This is a genomic window from Vibrio atypicus (genome assembly GCF_009811315.1).
GTDB classification, from domain to species: Bacteria; Pseudomonadota; Gammaproteobacteria; order Enterobacterales; family Vibrionaceae; genus Vibrio; species Vibrio atypicus.
The window spans coordinates 41,024-58,044 of the sequence record NZ_BLID01000003.1 but is presented as its reverse complement, the minus strand read 5'-3'; the positions used below and the strand labels follow the sequence as shown (position 1 = coordinate 58,044).

Sequence of the window (17,021 nt, the reverse complement as noted above, 5' to 3'; positions counted from 1 at the left end):
CACACATTCACGGAGTGAAACAATTATGTTGAATTTCTTCAAAACACGTCCGGACTTACCTCTGTCCGATAAATCAAAAGAGGCAATGCAATCCCGCTTTAAGAGCTTCCAATGGCAGGTATTCTTAGGTTTGGTGTTTGGCTACGCGGTTTTCTACGTTGTTCGTATGAGCTTAGGCGTTGTAAAAAAACCGATGCTAGATGCCGGAATCGTAAGCATCGAAGAACTTGGTATTATGGGTTCTGCGTTCTTCTTTACGTATGCGATAGGTAAATTTTCAAACGGCTTCCTTTCTGATTACGCCAACATTGGCCGCTTTATGTCGTTTTCACTGTTACTCTCAGGGGCAACAGCCGTCGTCATGGGCTTAAACACAGCTGGCTTCTTCTTCGTTTTGCTTTGGGGTCTTAATGGTTGGTTCCAATCAGTAGGTTCAGCGCCTTCTTGTGTTTCTTTGTTCCAATGGTTCTCACCAAAACAACGTGGTAGTCGTTACTCTATTTGGGGTGGCTCACGTAACATTGGTGAAGGTATCACTTGGATCCTAACGGCAACTTTGGTGAGCTACCTTGGCTGGCGCGCTGGTTTCATTGGTGCTGGTATTGCCGCAATTGTCGCTGCACTTTGCATGTTCTTTACACTAAAAGACCGCCCACAAACTTACGGTTTACCTGACGCTGCAACTGCATTCGATGAAGAGCCAGAGATCAAAACGAAAAACGATCCAAAAGAGACTCGCCGCGCGCAGATGTTTGTTCTAAAACAGCCTGTGGTTTGGTTAATCGCTGCGGCTTGTGCTGCGATGTATGTGTCTCGCTACGCTATGTCATCTTGGGCTGTTCTCTATCTTCAAGAGTCTAAAGGCTACTCGTTGATTGATGCTGGTTTTGCAATGTCTACTTACCCTATTGCGGGTCTAGCAGGTGCTATCTTATCCGGTATTGTTTCAGACAAACTGTTTAACGCGAATCGTCATATTCCTACGCTTCTGTACGGACTAGCAAACATTGCTGGTATGTGTCTGATGTTCTTCGGTCCAGACAACCGCATGATTGACGCTGTTGCACTTGGCTTAATTGGTTTTGCGATTGGTGGTCTTGTTGTTTTCCTTGCTGGTCTAACAGCGTGTGACTTGATGCCTAAAAATGCTGTTGGCGCAGTAAAAGGCTTCATCGGTCTATTCTCTTACATGGCGGCATCGGCTCAAGAAGTGGTTTCAGCATCGCTTATCACAATCACTGAAGTGGACGGTGTTAAGAACTATGACTTCACCCAAGCGCAGTACTTCTGGTTAGCCGCTGGTGTGGTATCCCTTCTTCTTGCTCTGACAGTTTGGAATGCGAAGAAGGTAGTCGATATCGATGCACCAAAAGAAGCTGAGCTTAAAGTGAACCCTGCAAGTTAACACACATAACAGGGGGCTTGTCCCCCTTACTTGGCTGGCGGTCGATATTCATTGCGTTCAAGTAAGTCATTTTAGGCTCATTTAAATGCTCTCGAACGCCCTGTCTCAGAATGATTTGAGACCACCAGCCCCCCCCCCCCCTCTTTTTTATTTCAGTTTAAATTGTGTTGTTAAAGGTAAGGTTATGAATAAAACAAAGATTGTCGCTACCATTGGCCCTGCGAGTCAAAATGTCGAAACGCTTGAGAAGATGATTTTGGCTGGTGTTAATGTTGTTCGTTTAAATTTTTCTCATGGTAATGCCACCGACCACATCGCGACTGCTGCAAAAGTTCGTACCACAGCAAAAAAACTCAATAAGCACGTTGGGATCCTAGTTGACTTGCAAGGCCCAAAGATTCGTATCTCTGGCTTTGAAAACGATATGGTTCAGTTAGTCGAAGGCGAGCGTTTTTTCCTTGATGGAACGTTAGATGCTCAATCTGGCAATCAAGAGCGTGTTGGCTTAGATTACCCTGAGCTGATCGCTGATTTAGAAGTTGGCAATACCTTGCTACTTGATGATGGCCGTATCCAATTACAAGTCACAGCTCTAGACAAACTCAACCAGCTCGTTGAAACACGTGTTCTTAACAGCGGTAAGCTTTCCAACCGCAAAGGCATTAATCTACTTGGTGGCGGTCTTTCAGCTCCAGCGCTGACAGACAAAGACAAGCAAGACATCGCCACTGCCGCCATCATTGATGCAGAGTTCTTAGCGGTGTCCTTCCCTCGCAATGCAGACGACCTTGACTATGCTCGCTCTATTGCCTGTGATTCTGGCTGCGAAGCGCAAATTGTAGCTAAAGTTGAACGTGCAGAAATCGTCGCCGATCAAAGCTCTATGGATAGCGTGATTCAAGCCTCTGACATCATTATGGTTGCTCGCGGTGATCTTGGAGTAGAGATTGGCGATGCGCGATTGCCGAGTGTTCAGAAAGCACTTATCTCCCGTGCGAAACACCTTGGAAAGCCAGTGATCACAGCGACACAGATGATGGAATCCATGATTGAGAATCCACTGCCAACACGAGCAGAAGTAATGGATGTCGCTAACGCCATTATTGACGGTACCGATGCCATCATGCTCTCAGCGGAATCGGCCACAGGCGCATACCCAGTTGAAGCAGTACAAGCCATGGTGCGCATTGCAGAGGGGGTCGAGTCAGAAAGCGAATGCAACGAATCATGCTGGGAGAATGTTCAACAGCTCTGTATTAATAACAGCAAAAGCTTTGCTATCTCTTCAATTCTCTTTGCCGCCAAATCTCAACAGAATCTTGGGGTCGCTGTTTTTACTAACAGTGGTGAAACGCCGCTGCTAATGTCTCGATGCCACAGCAGAGCCACGATTTGGGCATTGAGCGACAATACGAAACTGCTAGCGCGTTTATCCATCCTAAGAGGTGTCGAGCCACTATTCGTCAGTGTTACAGAGGAAGAGGTGAGTCAGACTGTTCTTGCCCTACTCGAGGAAACACTTCAAGAACGTAATATTCAATCTCTACTGGTATCTCGATTTGAGTCAGTAGAAGGGGCTGGTGACGTAAACATCAGCAGACTTATCACCGTTAAACAGAAGGAGCCCATCGCAGCTTAAACTTTGTATTTCTCCAAACGTTAATCACCCCCCATCCTTGCTCCACAGGGAACTTAGGGATTTGGCCTACCCTCGAGGTAGGTCTTTTTTTACTTTTGACACATTAGTAATTTATTCATTTCGCCATTTCAGTTAAAGTCGACGACAAACTAAAATTATCGCTTTACAACGTACTTTTTAACGCTATTATGCCTACGCAAACGATTGCCTCACTATTTGTGTGTCTTTAAAGAGGTTTTTATGCTGTCCGATATCGAGATTTGTCGCAATACATCACTACGACCTATTTATCTGGTCGCTGAACAAGCTGGATTGCTTGGTTCTGAATTTCACAGCCAAGGAAAATACAAAGCGAAAGTATCACTAGATTGCCTTAAACGTCTGGAACAGAAGCCTACAGGTAAGCTGGTTTTGGTCACGGCAATTACCCCAACACCTTTAGGTGAAGGTAAAACAGTGACGACCATTGGCCTAGCGCAAGGCCTTGCTAAGCTCGAACGTTCAGTATTTGCTTGTATACGTCAGCCTTCTATGGGACCCGTTTTTGGTGTTAAAGGCGGCGCTGCAGGTGGTGGTTATTCTCAAGTCGCACCTATGGAGGAGCTAAACCTTCACCTTACTGGCGATATTCACGCGGTAACCTCTGCGCATAACTTAGCGGCAGCAGCAATTGACGCTCGTATTTACCACGAGCAGCGCAACGGCTATGAAGATTTTGAAGCACGCACAGGGCTCAGAGCACTACAAATCGATCCTCAGCAAGTCGTTTGGAAACGCGTCATGGATCATAATGATCGCGCACTTCGAATGGTCACTGTAGGGCAAAACGAACCGAATAAACTGATCAACGGTTACGAACGCCAAGACGGTTTCGATATCTCTGCCGCTTCTGAACTGATGGCGGTTCTTGCACTTGCAACCGACCTAAAAGATCTTCGTCAACGCATTGGTCGTATTGTTGTGGCCTATAGCCTAGACGGACAACCAATCACGACTGAAGATTTGAAAGTGGCTGGCGCAATGGCGGTAAGCATGAAAGAAGCGATCGAACCGACGCTAATGCAAACATTAGAAGGCGTACCTACCCTTATCCACGCAGGTCCCTTTGCTAATATCGCCCATGGCAACTCCTCCATTATCGCCGACAATATTGCGACCAAACTTTGTGATTTCACAATCACAGAGGGCGGCTTTGGCTCTGATATGGGCTTCGAGAAAGCTTGTAATATCAAAGCGCAAATGTCTGGAAAAGCGCCTGATTGTGCGGTCATCGTTGCCACTCTTCGTGGGTTAAAAGCAAACTCCGGACTTTATGACTTAAAGCCAGGCCAACCACTGCCTGATAGCCTCTTCACATGTGATGAAAAAGCGCTACTTGCTGGCTTTGACAACTTGAAATGGCACATCGATAACGTGAACAAATATGGCGTTCCTGCTGTCGTAGCCATCAACCGATTCCCGCAAGATAGCGATGCGGAACTCAATCAGTTAAAAGAGTTAATTGAATCCTTACCAAATAACGTTGAAGTTGCCATCAGTGAAGGCTTCTCCAATGGCGGCGCTGGTACGATTGCTTTGGCAGAAAAAGTCATCAAGCAGACGCAAAAAGAAACGACATTCAAACCGCTTTATCAGTTCTCTCAATCTACAGAAGAGAAGCTGATGGCTGTCGCCGAGTCAGGTTATGGCGCGGCAAGCGTGACCTTGAGTGACACAGCAAAACAACAATTAGCACAACTTAAACGCCATGGCTTTGATGACTTAGCGGTCTGCTTAGCAAAAACACCGCTTTCTATATCGACTGATGGGGCGATTAAAGGCGCTCCAACTCATTTTGATGTTCCGGTTCGCGAGCTGAAGTTATGTGCTGGTGCAGGCTTTGTTTATGCCTTGTGTGGCAACGTAATGACGATGCCAGGCCTTCCAGACAAACCCGCCTTCATGAGCTTAGACTTAGATGACGATGGCAATATCATCGGCCTTAGCTAGTCGATAAATTGAGCAACACTATAGGAAAAGGCTTAGGACTCTCTTCTATACCCAAGATAATTGGAGTTGCAGCGCGGCAACAAGCCAATTTAGCCCTATGAGCATAGGTGTTCTATGTGATTAGGGTAAATTGGTGCAGTTAACAAAGCTGCGGCTTCAAGTATGAAGGATATAAGCCTTTCTTTTTTAAGCTTAGCTACCCAGTTTCGACGAAATCTCGCGTGAGATCATGTACCATTGAGGAAACATTCAGCGAATACTGGAACTCTTCATGGAAGCAGAACTACTGGAAATTAAAAACTTCCTCGCCCAACATCCTCCATTTGATGAACTCGAAGATGACATTCTCAACTATGTCACCAAACATATTGAAATTTCGTACTATCGCGAAGATACGCCAATCATTCACTTTGGCGACGAGATCCAAGATCTTTACATGGTGCGTAGCGGTGTTATCGAAGTCTATCGTCGTAAAGGCGAACTCTATAACCGACTAGATGCGGGTGCCTTGTTCGGCCAAATGGGGCTGTTGACCAATAACAAAGTTCGCTTCCCAGCCAAGGCAATTAAAGATAGTTTGCTTTACTGCATTCCAAAAGATGTCTTCCAAGAGCTATACGACAACCATGAAAGTTTTGCCGACTTCGTTGAAGTTGAAGACAACGCACGTCTTCGCCAAACCGTCTCCAATAGCAATGAACAAAACGACCTAACCACTTCCAAAGTACGTACTTTGCTAACAGGTGACGCTCCGTTTATTCATAACACTGAGTCGATTCAAAACGCCGCAATAAAAATGGCTGATGAGAATGTCTCTTCATTGCTCATTATCGATCCTGAAGTGTTAGATGGCGACGAAGACGACAACAACCCGCTAGTTGGCATTATCACCGACCGCGATTTGTGTACGCGAGTTTTGGCTCAGGGCTTAGACCCAAGCGACGACGTGGCAACCGTGATGACCACTGAAGTAATTTCTCTGGATCACAATGCTTACGTCTATGAAGCCATGCTGACCATGCTTCGCTACAACGTTCATCATCTTCCGGTACTGAAAGACAAAAAACCAATTGGTATTATTGAAGCGACAGACATTGTTCGCTATGAATCGCAAAACTCTTTGCTGCTCGTAAGTAGTATCTTCCAGCAACAATCGATTGAGGAACTTTCTGCCCTTTCCGATCAAGTGAAAGACAGTTTTGTTCGCTTGGTCAATGAAGATGCCAACTCTCATATGGTTGGAAGCGCAATGTCTGTGATTGGCCGAAGCTTTAAGCAACGCATCATTGAGCTTGCAGAAGAAGAGCTTGGTGAGCCACCCGTTCCGTATTGTTTTGTCGCACTGGGCTCCATGGGACGTGACGAACAGCTACTCGTGACTGATCAAGATAACGCCATTATTCTCGACAATACCTTCATCAAAGAAGAACATGATAGTTACTTTGCCGAGCTCTCTAAACGAGTCTGTGATGGTCTAGACAAGTGTGGCTACACCTATTGTACGGGCGATATCATGGCCACCAATCCAGATTGGCGTATGACTCGCACTGAATGGGAAGAGTGCTTTGCAGACTGGATTGATAATCCGAACCCTAAAGCACTGTTAAACGCATCTATCTTCTTTGACCTTGATGGTGTCTACGGCCGACTCAAGTGGGCAGAACAGTTGAATGGTTTTATTGTCCGCCGCGCTCGTAAGAACAATCGCTTCTTGGCTTGCTTGGCTCGTAACGCAATGAATCGAACGCCACCACTTGGCTTCTTTAAAGACTTTGTGATGGAGAAAGATGGTCAGCACAAAAACTCTATCAACCTCAAACGCCGTGGTACTGCCCCACTTGCTGACTTGATTCGTGTTCATGCATTAGCGGTTGGTTCACGTTCTAAAAACTCATTCGAGCGCTTAGATGATATCCATGAAGCAGGCATTTTACCGAAAGGAAAAGCGCGTGATCTAAGTGATGCACTAGAATTTATTTCTATGGTTCGAATTCGCCACCAAGCGTTCGATGTCGAGAATGAGATTGAACCAGATAACAACATCGAGCCTGAAAACTTGTCTGATTTTGAACGTCGCAATCTTAAAGATGCGTTCCAAATCCTAAGTAATGCGCAGAACTTCCTTAAGTTCCGTTATCAAGCCAGCAATAACTTTAAGTAGTGAGATCGGCATGCTAAACAAACTCATGAGCGCACCAAGCATCGACTGGCAGACGAAATTTAAGCGTAAGCTAGAGACCGCGACCAACGAGGATTTAAAAAGCTACTATCAAGCCGGCATACCGCTTGATGGCACACCGTTAGAGGAAGTAACGTTTCTCGCGATGGACTTTGAAACCACGGGGCTCGATCCAGATCAAGATGACATCATTACCATAGGCACCGTGCCTTTTAACTTAAACCGTATTTTCATCAACCAAGCCAAACACTGGACAATCCGACCACGTAAGCAGCTTGAGGAAGATTCAGTTGTCATCCATGGTATCACTCACTCTGACGTACTGGACGCGCCAGATTTAACTCAAGTATTCCCAGAAGTGCTTGCCGAGATGTCTGGTAAAATTATGGTGGTCCATTACCAGCGTATTGAGCGTGAATTTTTCAATCGTGCTTTACTGACTCGGATCCAAGAAGGCATTGAGTTTCCAGTTGTCGACACCATGCATATCGAAACGCAGCTTCAGCAGAAAGAGAATGGTGGCTTGTTCAACAAACTACGAGGCAAAAAACCTCAATCTGTTCGTTTAGGTGCAAGTCGAACTCGCTACGGATTGCCACAATACACACCTCACCACGCCTTAACTGATGCGGTGGCGACTGCTGAACTGCTTCAAGCGCAAATTGCTTATCACTTTGAACGTAAGAGCCCGATTAGCAGAATCTGGCTCTAATAACCTCGATAGCAACTAAGCCAAGTATCACCCTGTAGCAATGCTTGGCTTACCTCTTTTGTTAGCTCACCACCATATTGGCCGCCATCACAAACAGTAGCGCGGCAAAGATCTTCTTAATTGTCGCAACAGGTAAAGTTTGAGTCGCTTTCGCCCCCAATGGTGCGGTAAACCATGAAGTGCTGACAATGCCAAACAGAGCCGGTAAGTAAACAAAACCTGCAAACCCATCAGACAAGGCAAACTGACTACTGCCAGAGGTGACGTACCCGATTGAACCAAACAGTGCGATGACGATTCCACAAGCCGAAGCACAGCCAATCGCCTTTTTCATATCAACAGAGAAAAACGTCAACAGTGGAACCAATAGCGCCCCGCCACCAATCCCAATCATTGCCGACAAGCCGCCAGTAATGGTTGTGAGAACCGTAAGGAGTGCTCTGCTTGGCATATTACGATCATTAGAAGCCTGATTTTTGCCGCTGAGCATCATTTTTAAGCCCATCAGAACCACACTCACCGCAAATACCATTCGCACGACCTGCTCTGGTAACAGGGCTGCCATAAACCCGCTAATTAAAGCGCCCAAAGCAACACCCGTCATGATCCAAGGCGCAAGCTCCCAAGGCACATTGCCATTTTTGTGGTGCGCAATCGCTGAAGAAGTGGAAGTAAACAAAATGGACGCCAGCGAAGTGGCAATGGCGCCAATAACCACTTGGTCAGAGGGGAGCACCTCAAAGTGGAGTAAAATAATACTTAAAATAGGCACAATGACTAATCCGCCACCAATACCTAATAGACCAGCCAGAAAACCCACACCACTGCCCAGTAATGCGCAATATATTATTAATTGAATCAAATCACTCACTCTCTTCATCCATCGTTATTATTTTAAATAAACGTTATTAAACGTCTTCATGTTCACATGAAGCACACTAATATATCCGTTTGAGAAAATATGAAACATGAAATTTCTTCATGTGGATTGTGAAGTAAAACCATTGTTCTTTGATTGATGAAGCACGTTATAAATTAAGCTCTGCTTACAACAAGCATTCTTTCCCATCTGGATGAATGAATAAGGCAGAACATATACCGCTGGGAATAACACCAAACAAAAATATAACCCCAGAAAGAATAAAAATATCAGCTTTCAGTTTAGGAAAAGGATAATAATTGCCATGAGTACAGAATTCACATTTAGCATTAAAAGCATTAGTCTCGATGAGAATTATCGCCCAGCAGACAGCACGCGTATTACCACCAACTTTGCTAACTTGGCGCGAGGAGAAAGCCGCCAAGACAATTTACGTAATGCTCTAAAAATGATCGACAACCGTTTCAATGCCCTCGCACATTGGGATAATCCAACGGGTGATCGTTACTCTGTCGAACTTGAAATCGTTTCAGTTGATATGGATATTGCGGGTAATGACAAAAGCTTTCCTTCCATTGAAGTGTTAAAAACCAACATCGTTGATCACAACACAGGCGAACGAATCGAAGGCATTGTCGGTAATAACTTTTCCTCTTATGTGCGAGATTACGACTTCAGCGTATTACTGTTAGATCACAATAAAAACCAGCCTAAATTTAGTATTCCTGACAACTTTGGTGAGTTACATGGCAAGCTCTTTAAGTACTTTGTTGATTCACAAGCGTACAAGCAACAATTCAATAAACCGCCAGTAATTTGCCTAAGCGTGTCTGATAACAAAACATACAGTAGAACTGAAAATCAGCACCCAGTGTTAGGTTACGAATACCAGCCGAATGAGTCCTCTTTAACAGAACAATATTTCCAAAAAATGGGCCTACAAGTACGCTATTTCATGCCACCAAATAGTGTCGCACCGTTAGCATTTTATTTCTTTGGTGACCTACTAAATGATTACTCTAATCTAGAGCTTATTAGTACGATTAGCACAATGGAGACATTTCAAAAAATATATCGACCTGAAATATATAATGCCAATGCCGTCGCGGGAAAATGCTATCAACCAAATTTAAAGAACTCTGATCACTCATTAACTCAGATTGTTTATGACCGAGTAGAGCGCAGTCAATTGGCTATACAACAGGGTAAGTTTGCGGAAGAGAACTTTATCAAACCGTATCAGACCATTCTTCAAAATTGGTCTGAAAACTACGCTTTTTAAGATCTCAACGCGGCAGGACATATTATGAAGACTTTATTACCAACCTCCACTGCTGGCAGTTTGCCAAAACCCTCTTGGCTTGCTCAGCCTGAACAACTTTGGTCGCCTTGGAAACTAGAGGGGGAAGAGCTGATAAATGGCAAACAAGATGCGCTCAACTTATCTTTGCACGACCAGCAGCAATCAGGCATCGATATTGTGAGTGACGGCGAGCAAACACGCCAGCACTTTGTCACTACGTTTATCGAGCATTTAAACGGTGTCGACTTTCAAAAGCGTAAAACCGTCACCATTCGTAATCGTTATGAAGCCAGCGTACCGACGGTGATTGGCCCTGTTTCTCGACCTAAATCCGTGTTTGTTGAAGATGCGAAATTTCTACGACAACAAACGGACAAGCCGATTAAATGGGCATTGCCTGGTCCTATGACGATGATTGATACATTGTATGACGATCATTATCAAAGTCGTGAACAGCTTGCTTGGGAGTTTGCAAAAATTCTCAATCAAGAAGCAAAAGAACTTGAAGCAGCTGGCGTCGATATCATTCAGTTTGACGAACCTGCGTTTAACGTATTTTTCGATGACGTGAATAATTGGGGTATTGCTTGTTTAGAAAGAGCAATTGAAGGCTTAAAGTGTGAAACTGCCGTCCATATCTGCTATGGCTACGGTATTAAAGCCAATACAGATTGGAAGAAAACCTTAGGTTCTGAGTGGCGACAGTACGAGGAAGTCTTCCCTAAATTGCAGCAATCCAGTATCGATATTATCTCGCTGGAATGTCACAACTCTCGTGTGCCTGTAGAGCTACTGGAGCTTGTGCGCGGCAAGAAGATCATGGTCGGTGCGATTGATGTTGCAACCAATGAGATTGAGACTCCGGAAGAGGTAGCGAACACACTTCGCAGCGCACTCAAATACGTTGATGCGGACAAATTGTACCCTTGCACTAACTGCGGTATGGCGCCGTTGTCGCGTGATATTGCCAGCGCCAAACTCAAAGCATTAAGCGCGGGTGCAGAGATAATCCGCAAAGAACTTACTGCATAAACGATGATAAAAAATGCCAGTTCAACTCATGAACTGGCATTGTCTATTTAAGGATTTGAGCTCCGTTAATCAATCGCTATTTACGTAGTGCATTCAATTTTGCTTGTGCAATGCCGAAAATAGTATCAATTGGGTAGCTGCCCTCATCACTTGCTTCACCCGCTGGTTTACCCATGAATAGCTCAATCGCTTCTGTTACATGGTCAATAGCCCAAATATGGAATTCGCCCTTCTCAACCGCTTTCACTACATCTGGTCGCAACATTAGATTGTGCATATTCGAGCGCGGGATAATCACCCCTTGTTCGCTGCTGCGCCCTTTAATGCCACAAACATCGAAGAAACCTTCGATCTTCTCGTTTACGCCACCAATCGGCTGAGACTCACCAAACTGGTTCATTGAGCCAGTAATGGCAATGTCTTGTCTATTTGGCTGTTTAGAGAAAGCAGAAACAACCGCACAGAACTCAGCCATACTTGCGCTATCTCCATCAACGCCACCGTAGGATTGCTCGAAAGTAATGGTTGTATTTAATGGCACTTTCGCTGTCTTACCAAATACCGACGAAAGGTACGCAGACAAGATCATCACCCCTTTAGAATGGATGCTACCGCCAAGATCAACACTGCGTTCGATATCAATCACATCACCTTCGCCGTAACACGTTGTCGCCGTAATGCGGTTTGGTGCTCCAAACATATACTCGCTAGTACTCAACACCGACAATGCGTTGACTTGACCTACCGCCTCACCTTCCGTGTGCAGTAAGGTTGTGCCATTGATGAAGCCTTCCATTACGCTGTCTTTCAAGCGGCTTACTCGCATCTCTTGATTCGCCAACGCTTCTTCAACGTGGTTCGATCGGATCATATTCGAGTTGGCTTGTCTCGCCACATAATTGGATTCACGCAATAGATTGGCGATGTGAGCTGAGTGGAGTGACAACTTAGTCTGATCGCCAGAGAGTCGCGAGCTGTGCTCAATGATACGTGCAATGGCCTTACGATCGCAGTGCAGCATGCTGTTGTCATTCACAACGCTTGAGATAAAGCGGGCGTATTGGAGCTCAGATTCTGGGCTGCGGGTCATTTCATCTTCAAAGTCTGCGGTTACTCTAAATAGCTCGCTAAACTCTGGATCATAATGTTGCAGTAGTTGATAAGTTCTGTAATCACCAAACAGGATGATTTTCACATCCAATGGAATCGGTTCCGGATCCAGTGATACAGCACCCGTTAACGTCACCTCTTTTTCAAGTGAAGTGAGGCTTAATTGACGAGCTCGCAACGCGCGCTTTAGCCCATCCCAAACGTATGGCTGCTCAAGTACTTTTTGCGCGTCCATCAGCAATACGCCGCCATTCGCTTTGTGCAAACTACCAGGGCGAATCAATGAGAAATCGGTAAATACAGTGCCTTTAAAGGTCGCCGTTTCTACATAACCAAACAGTGAGTGGTAGTTAGGATTCTCTTCCACCACAATCGGGAATTCACTGTTTTTACGGCTTACGAGTACGTTAACTTTGTAACGACGCGGTAATTTCTTATCCAACGAAGCGGTAGCCACCTCGCCCTGCTCCGCGCTTTGCTCTAAGAAGATATCGGCGTTATCGACAATGTCTTGCTGCAATTCCGTTAGGTAAGCTTTGATCTCTGGGTAACCAGAATAGTCTTTTTTCAGCTGCTTAATGAAATGCGCAATTACATCCAGTGTGACATCATCATTAAGCTTTTTGATTTTCTCGCTGAACGACTCTTCCCACTCTGTCAGTTCGCGCACCATATTGCGCAGTTGAACTTCAAGATCATCAATCGCTTCACCAAACGTTTCTTGCTCTTTCTTGCTTAGCTCTTCAAAAGACTCTTCACTGTGCAACTCATCGCCATTCATCGCGACAAACTGATAATCACCTTGCGTAGTAATGGTTAAGCTAATGCCTTTAGCTTTTGCTTGCTTGGTAATGACCGCAAGCTCCGCTTCTTGCTTCTGCGCAAGTTGGTTTTTGAGTTTGTCAGCACGGCTGTAGTAAAGCTCGTTATCAAACGCTAATGGCATCGCATTAAGTAGTTTGGAAATGAGCTTTTCAATGTCTTGCTTTAGTTTACTGCCGACACCACCCGGAAGTTTAAGTACTTTAGGCGTACGAATATCTTCAAAATTCGCCACATAACACCAATCGAATAGTGCCGCTTCATCGTGTTTGTGGCGATTTAAATAACGCAAAATCATAGTGCGCTTGCCAAGGCCATTTTGACCGATGGCGTAAATGTTATAACCCTTTTCTTTGATGGACATTGCGAACTCGACTGCTTTTTGAGCACGCTCCTGACCAACAATCTCATCGATTGGCGCCAGCTCTTTGGTCGATTTGCTCGGTAGCATTTCCAACTCCGCAGCATGGTATAGCTGGCTCGCTTCAAGCCGTTGAATTGCCATCATATCTTTCCTTGTTGTTGTTCTTATTTGGTCTATCTTGCCTTAGTTTAGGATAGATTTAGTTATTTTTTAGTGACTTAGGTGTTATTTGTGTTCAAGTGATTAAATATCCATCAATTTTTACCCTCACCAAGCAACTAAATGATAATTATTTGCAATCGCTAATGAATTACATTTAAATATGGCTCTATCTAATTTTGATGGAGTAATCGAACATGGATCTACAACAGTGCTGGACACATTATCTGAAAGCCGAGCAGCTATTAGAACAAGGCCACTGGCCTGAAGCCCATCACTTGTATGATGAAGTGCTCAACCATCTACCCCATCACATTCACGCTGCCATTGAGTGCGACGACACCAAACCTTGTCAGTTTAGTTGCCTACTCACTGGGTTAAGGGACGCAGCCGTCTCTCAATCAGAAATTTTGAATCGAATGGGTCAGCAGCAGCGAGCTTTTGAACTATTAAACCAAAGCTATGCCCTACTTCAGTTTATGTCCATTGAAGATTCTGAGTTGGTTCAAGCCACGCATCATGTGCTTGAGAAGAACAGTGAAGAGTTGCTTCGTCATATGGGCCAATTTTGTACCGCACAGCGCAACGCTCAATGGATGCTCGAATTTGAACAGGTACAGAAAGCACACCACTACTTCTCTACCTTAAAGACCTATAACGCCGTTTCGCAAAGTGCGCGCGTTATAAACTAATAAATATAAAGGAATTATAATGTCACAGACGCCTATTCTAGAGGTGAAAAACCTTTCGGTAAGCTTTACCACCAACGATGGCATCGTTGATGCGGTTAAGGATGTGAACTTTGATCTCCGTAAAAATGAGACGCTTGCGATCGTAGGCGAATCAGGTAGCGGAAAATCTGTCTCTTCAAGTGCACTGATGCAGCTGTTACCCAACAACGCGATTGTACATTCACAATCTAGCATTAAGTTTGAAGGTGAAGAATTACTCGATAAATCTGAAAAAGAGATGCAGTCCATTCGTGGCGATCGTATTGGTATGATTTTCCAAGAGCCAATGACTTCTCTAAACCCTTATATGCGCGTTGGCATTCAGGTAGCAGAAGCAATCATGTGCCATCGTCCGGTTTCACGCTCTCAAGCCAAAGCAAAAGTATTGGAGCTATTTGATCTGGTTCACTTGCCAAACATTGAGCAAGCTTACACCAAATACCCTCACGAATTTTCGGGCGGTCAGCTACAGCGTATTATGATTGCCATGGCACTGATTAATGAACCAGAGATCCTCATTGCCGATGAACCAACGACCGCACTTGATGTAACCGTACAAGCTGAAGTGCTTAACCTTATCAAAGAGATCCAAACCAAACTTGGGATGGCGGTACTCTTCATTACTCACGATCTTGGTGTAGTAAAACACCTTGCCGACCGAGTAGTCGTCATGTGTAAAGGCGACGTAGTTGAAGAGGGCGAATGTCAGGCTCTATTCCGCAATCCTTCGCATGATTACACCAAGATGCTGATTAACTCGATTCCTCGTGGTGGCAAAACGCCAGTGGAAGAGCATGCCCCTGCACTACTCAAAGCAGACAATATTCGCGTGAAGTTCCTAATTAAAACGCACTTTATCCCAAGCAAGAACCAATACTTTGAGGCTGTAAAAGGAATTTCATTAAAGCTTAAACAGGGCGAAACTTTAGGCATCGTTGGTGAATCCGGATCCGGTAAATCAACCCTTGGCCGCGCTTTGATCGGTCTGCTTCCTTGCAGTGGAGACATTCACTACAAAGGCCAAGACATCAGCTTGCTGACGGATAAAGAGCGATTTGATTTAAAGAAAGACGTTCAAATGGTGTTCCAAGACCCTTATGGCTCGCTTTCTCCACGTATGACGGTTGGTGAAATCATTACTGAAGGGTTGACCGTCCACCAGCCAACTATGACCAAGCAAGAACGCATGCAACGTGCGCGACAAGCGCTTGAAGAAGTGCGTTTGGAAGCGAACTCCATCAACCGTTACCCACACGAGTTTTCTGGTGGTCAGCGCCAACGTATCGCGATTGCACGTGCACTAATTCTTGAGCCTTCATTCATTCTTTTGGATGAACCGACTTCTGCCCTTGATCGCTCGGTTCAGTTAACCGTTATCGACCTTTTGAAAGATATTCAGCAGAAACATAACATCGGCTTCTTATTCATCAGCCACGACCTTAGTGTCGTCAAAGCCCTTTCAGACCGTGTATTAGTCATGCAAAAGGGAGAGGTAATGGAACAAGGCAGCGCAGACGAAATCTTCCACAACCCGAAAAATGACTATACCAAAAAGCTCATTGAGGCGTCATTTGACTTGGACGAATCGGAAGAAGCCGCCTAAGCTTAAAGTAGTAAATCGGTTTGGCCGCCGACTCAACGCCGACGCAAGGATGTGTCGGCGTTTTTCTTTACTTTGTTTCCATGTTAAGCGCACCCCATTAGAAATAGTGCGATATGGCTAGGTATCGAGTTCGAATGTGTTCAATCAGCAGTTTCACTTTATTCGGAGGCTGACGGGTAAACGGGTAGACCGCATAGATACCAAGTCGCTTGCCCACTTGCTCTGGGAACAAATCCACTAACTGGCCATTGCGAATATCATGATAAACCAAACAACGCGGCACATACGCAATCCCATGTCCACCTAAAGCCGCTTTACGCAATGCCGTGGCATTATCAGTAGAAAACGACCCCGATACACGAATAATGTAATTGCCCTCTTTCGCTTTAAACTCCCATTCACTCGCCCCTGTAGTTTGATAGGCGTATTGCAAACAGTTGTGCTCAGTAAGATCTTCTGGTTTGACGGGTTTACCGTTTCTCGCAATGTAAGCAGGTGAAGCGCATACAACCCATTGCGAATCCAAGATGTGACGGGCAATAAGGCTAGAGTCCTCTAAATAACCGGTTCGGATGACTAGGTCGTAGCCCCCATCAACAAGATCGACAAAACGATTGTCTAAAGACATGTCTACGCTAAGGCCCGGGTGCGTGTTACAAAACTCCGCTACGGCATCAGCCAAGATAAGGTCACCAGAAATAGTCGGTACAGACATCTTGATATGGCCACTGATGTTCTCACCAAACCCTGAAACCGCATCCATAGCTTCCAAAGTGGCTTGCTTCACATTTTTGGCACCATGCGTTAACGCCTTTCCTGCTTCGGTTAACGTCAATTTACGCGTCGTTCGATATAATAATTGCACACCTAGTTCTTCTTCTAGCCGCGCAATTCTCTTACTAACTACCGAATTTGTAAGGTTATTTACTTCTGCCACCTTACTAAAACTACCCATTTCAACCACTTGGGAAAACAGGATTAAATCATCTGCTCGCATTTTATTATGTCATTTTTGGAATTAATCATTTTCATTATTTCCCTATATCAATAAAAAATAAAGGGGTAAATTCACCTCGAATTAACACAATTATCA

Annotated in this window: 12 protein-coding genes; 9 read left to right on the top strand and 3 right to left on the bottom strand. The window is 44.9% G+C overall.

Features of this window, described 5'->3' with window-relative positions; all coding sequences use genetic code 11:
• Window positions 1-25 precede the first annotated feature (25 nt).
• The 5 genes from GVO60_RS07565 (at window position 26) to GVO60_RS07545 (ending at window position 7,924) form a co-directional block, all read left to right on the top strand.
• Window positions 26-1,405 (top strand): MFS transporter, encoded by a 1,380-nt coding sequence (locus tag GVO60_RS07565; protein WP_159652547.1) that lies wholly within the window; start codon window positions 26-28, stop codon window positions 1,403-1,405.
• 184 nt (window positions 1,406-1,589) lie between these two features.
• The gene (gene pyk, locus GVO60_RS07560; RefSeq protein WP_159652545.1) at window positions 1,590-3,044 is read left to right on the top strand and encodes a pyruvate kinase; all 1,455 of its coding nucleotides are present in this window, start codon (window positions 1,590-1,592) and stop codon (window positions 3,042-3,044) included.
• A 240-nt stretch (window positions 3,045-3,284) separates the two neighbouring features.
• Entirely contained in the window at window positions 3,285-5,033 is a 1,749-nt protein-coding gene (locus tag GVO60_RS07555) for a formate--tetrahydrofolate ligase (protein ID WP_159652543.1), read from the top strand.
• Window positions 5,034-5,304: 271 nt separating this feature from the next.
• The gene (locus GVO60_RS07550) at window positions 5,305-7,194 is read left to right on the top strand and encodes a DUF294 nucleotidyltransferase-like domain-containing protein (RefSeq protein ID WP_159652541.1); all 1,890 of its coding nucleotides are present in this window, start codon (window positions 5,305-5,307) and stop codon (window positions 7,192-7,194) included.
• A gap of 10 nt (window positions 7,195-7,204) precedes the next feature.
• Window positions 7,205-7,924: a 3'-5' exonuclease gene (locus GVO60_RS07545; protein ID WP_159652539.1), complete on the top strand. Its 720-nt coding sequence runs from the start codon at window positions 7,205-7,207 to the stop codon at window positions 7,922-7,924.
• A gap of 61 nt (window positions 7,925-7,985) precedes the next feature.
• Here the strand turns inward: GVO60_RS07545 and GVO60_RS07540 are convergent, their stop codons facing one another.
• Window positions 7,986-8,804: a sulfite exporter TauE/SafE family protein gene (locus GVO60_RS07540; protein WP_371862438.1), complete on the bottom strand. Its 819-nt coding sequence runs from the start codon at window positions 8,802-8,804 to the stop codon at window positions 7,986-7,988.
• Between the two features lie 304 nt (window positions 8,805-9,108).
• Between GVO60_RS07540 and GVO60_RS07535 the strand changes: the two genes are divergently transcribed.
• Together GVO60_RS07535 and GVO60_RS07530 are read left to right on the top strand one after the other, a co-directional pair.
• Complete coding sequence (locus GVO60_RS07535; RefSeq protein WP_159652536.1) at window positions 9,109-10,086, top strand: DUF1852 domain-containing protein; 978 nt, start codon at window positions 9,109-9,111, stop codon at window positions 10,084-10,086.
• A gap of 24 nt (window positions 10,087-10,110) precedes the next feature.
• Window positions 10,111-11,139, top strand: coding sequence for a methionine synthase (locus GVO60_RS07530; RefSeq protein ID WP_159652534.1), 1,029 nt, complete (start codon window positions 10,111-10,113; stop codon window positions 11,137-11,139).
• A 76-nt stretch (window positions 11,140-11,215) separates the two neighbouring features.
• On the opposite strand, the gene GVO60_RS07525 is transcribed toward GVO60_RS07530, so the two are convergent.
• Window positions 11,216-13,576: a Lon protease family protein gene (locus GVO60_RS07525; RefSeq protein ID WP_159653283.1), complete on the bottom strand. Its 2,361-nt coding sequence runs from the start codon at window positions 13,574-13,576 to the stop codon at window positions 11,216-11,218.
• A gap of 215 nt (window positions 13,577-13,791) precedes the next feature.
• Between GVO60_RS07525 and GVO60_RS07520 the strand changes: the two genes are divergently transcribed.
• Window positions 13,792-14,286 carry a hypothetical protein gene (locus GVO60_RS07520; RefSeq protein ID WP_159652532.1) on the top strand — a complete coding sequence of 165 codons (495 nt, stop codon included), beginning with the start codon at window positions 13,792-13,794 and terminating at the stop codon, window positions 14,284-14,286.
• A 19-nt stretch (window positions 14,287-14,305) separates the two neighbouring features.
• On the top strand, window positions 14,306-15,928 hold the full coding sequence (locus GVO60_RS07515) for an ABC transporter ATP-binding protein (protein ID WP_159652530.1): 1,623 nt from the start codon (window positions 14,306-14,308) through the stop codon (window positions 15,926-15,928).
• Between the two features lie 97 nt (window positions 15,929-16,025).
• Here the strand turns inward: GVO60_RS07515 and GVO60_RS07510 are convergent, their stop codons facing one another.
• Window positions 16,026-16,925 carry a LysR family transcriptional regulator gene (locus GVO60_RS07510; protein ID WP_159652528.1) on the bottom strand — a complete coding sequence of 300 codons (900 nt, stop codon included), beginning with the start codon at window positions 16,923-16,925 and terminating at the stop codon, window positions 16,026-16,028.
• Between the last annotated feature and the right edge of the window lie 96 nt (window positions 16,926-17,021).